The 2,041-nt window shown below is 53.0% G+C and carries 6 tRNA genes and 3 rRNA genes (1 of these 9 cut by a window edge); all 9 read right to left on the bottom strand.

Annotation, left to right across the window (positions count from 1 at the left end):
* Nucleotides 1–140, bottom strand: a 16S ribosomal RNA gene (locus A6395_RS10155); the annotation flags it as partial.
* Between the two features lie 104 nt (nt 141–244).
* Nucleotides 245–320: transfer RNA gene (locus A6395_RS10150), tRNA-Ala, on the bottom strand.
* An 11-nt stretch (nt 321–331) separates the two neighbouring features.
* Nucleotides 332–408 (bottom strand) — tRNA-Pro (locus A6395_RS10145).
* Nucleotides 409–415: 7 nt separating this feature from the next.
* A tRNA-Arg gene (locus A6395_RS10140) sits at nt 416–492 on the bottom strand.
* Between the two features lie 31 nt (nt 493–523).
* Nucleotides 524–610, bottom strand: a tRNA-Leu gene (locus tag A6395_RS10135).
* A 34-nt stretch (nt 611–644) separates the two neighbouring features.
* Nucleotides 645–720, bottom strand: a tRNA-Thr gene (locus A6395_RS10130).
* Nucleotides 721–729: 9 nt separating this feature from the next.
* Nucleotides 730–805, bottom strand: a tRNA-Val gene (locus A6395_RS10125).
* 9 nt (nt 806–814) lie between these two features.
* Nucleotides 815–930: ribosomal RNA gene (gene rrf, locus A6395_RS10120) — 5S ribosomal RNA — on the bottom strand.
* Between the two features lie 95 nt (nt 931–1,025).
* Nucleotides 1,026–2,041 (bottom strand): 23S ribosomal RNA (locus A6395_RS10115); it runs 1,898 nt beyond the window's last position.

Raw genomic sequence — 2,041 nt, 5'->3', positions numbered from 1 at the left:
TCTTTACGTGTTACTCACCCGTCCGCCGCTCATTCCGTCGACTTCCCCCCGAAGGGTTCCGTCGATTTCCTGCGCTCGACTTGCATGTATTAGGCACGCCGCCAGCGTTCGTCCTGAGCCAGGATCAAACTCTCCAAAGAATTTGATATAGCTCTTGAAAATGACGAAGCTTGCGCTTCATTCAAAACTTGTAAAACTTTTTTTGCCTCATCGTTCAGTTTTCAAAGTTCGTCAGTTAAAGAATTGGTGGAGCCTAGCGGGATCGAACCGCTGACCTCCTGCGTGCAAGGCAGGCGCTCTCCCAGCTGAGCTAAGGCCCCAAAAGTTATGATGGTCGGGAAGACAGGATTCGAACCTGCGACCCCTTGGTCCCAAACCAAGTGCTCTACCAAGCTGAGCTACTTCCCGTTATACATGGTGCACCCTGAGAGATTCGAACTCCCGGCCTTTAGATTCGTAGTCTAACGCTCTATCCAGCTGAGCTAAGGGTGCGAGACGAATGATTCCCAATGGGATATATAGATGGTACCGAGGGCCGGACTTGAACCGGCACGAGGAAACCCTCGCAGGATTTTAAGTCCTGTGCGTCTACCAATTCCGCCACCCCGGCAAGGTATAATTAGTGCGGTAGACTTTTTAAAAAATGGTGCCGGCGAAAGGATTTGAACCCTCGACCCTCTGATTACAAGTCAGATGCTCTACCAACTGAGCTACACCGGCAGGTGTAAATGGTGGAGGATGACGGGATCGAACCGCCGACCCCCTGCTTGTAAGGCAGGTGCTCTCCCAGCTGAGCTAATCCTCCGATATGTATGCCTGGCAACGTCCTATCCTCACAGGGGGAGACCCCCAACTACTTTCGGCGCTGAAGCGCTTAACTTCCGTGTTCGGCATGGGAACGGGTGTGGCCGCTTCGCTATCGCCACCAGACATATATGAGATTAACATTATTTTTACATAATGTCAAACTTTTTTTGAAAGATTACTCTCTCAAAACTGAAGACTCATCAAGTTCAAACCGTTTCTAGATCAAAGCCTCGACCGATTAGTATCATTCAGCTCCACACGTCGCCGTGCTTCCACCCATGACCTATCTACCTCATCGTCTCTGAGGGGTCTTTCTTGATTGCTCAAAGGGAAATCTCATCTCGGAGGGGGCTTCATGCTTAGATGCTTTCAGCACTTATCCCGTCCGCACGTAGCTACCCAGCGATGCTCCTGGCGGAACAACTGGTACACCAGCGGTGCGTCCATCCCGGTCCTCTCGTACTAAGGACAGCTCTCCTCAAATTTCCTGCGCCCACGACGGATAGGGACCGAACTGTCTCACGACGTTCTGAACCCAGCTCGCGTACCGCTTTAATGGGCGAACAGCCCAACCCTTGGGACCTACTCCAGCCCCAGGATGCGATGAGCCGACATCGAGGTGCCAAACCTCCCCGTCGATGTGGACTCTTGGGGGAGATCAGCCTGTTATCCCCAGGGTAGCTTTTATCCGTTGAGCGATGGCCCTTCCATGCGGAACCACCGGATCACTAAGCCCGACTTTCGTCCCTGCTCGACTTGTAGGTCTCGCAGTCAAGCTCCCTTCTGCCTTTGCACTCTGCGAATGATTTCCAACCATTCTGAGGGAACCTTTGGGCGCCTCCGTTACTGTTTAGGAGGCGACCGCCCCAGTCAAACTACCCGCCTGACACGGTCCTCCAGCCGGATCACGGCTGCGAGTTAGAGACTCTATACGCAAAGGGTGGTATCCCAAGGATGTCTCCACCGAAGCTGGCGCTCCGGCTTCACAAACTCCCACCTATCCTGTACATCGCGTACAAAGCCTCAATATCAGGCTGTAGTAAAGCTCCATGGGGTCTTTCCGTCCTGTCGCGGGTAACCTGCATCTTCACAGGTACTATGATTTCACCGGGTCTCTCGTTGAGACAGTGCCCAAATCGTTACGCCTTTCGTGCGGGTCGGAACTTACCCGACAAGGAATTTCGCTACCTTAGGACCGTTATAGTTACGGCCGCCGTTTACTGGGGCTTCGGTT

Origin of the sequence: Exiguobacterium sp. SH31 (assembly GCF_001816105.1) — a bacterium.
In the GTDB taxonomy this organism is placed as follows: Bacteria; Bacillota; Bacilli; order Exiguobacteriales; family Exiguobacteriaceae; genus Exiguobacterium; species Exiguobacterium aurantiacum_A.
This window is presented reverse-complemented; position numbering and strand designations above follow the sequence as displayed.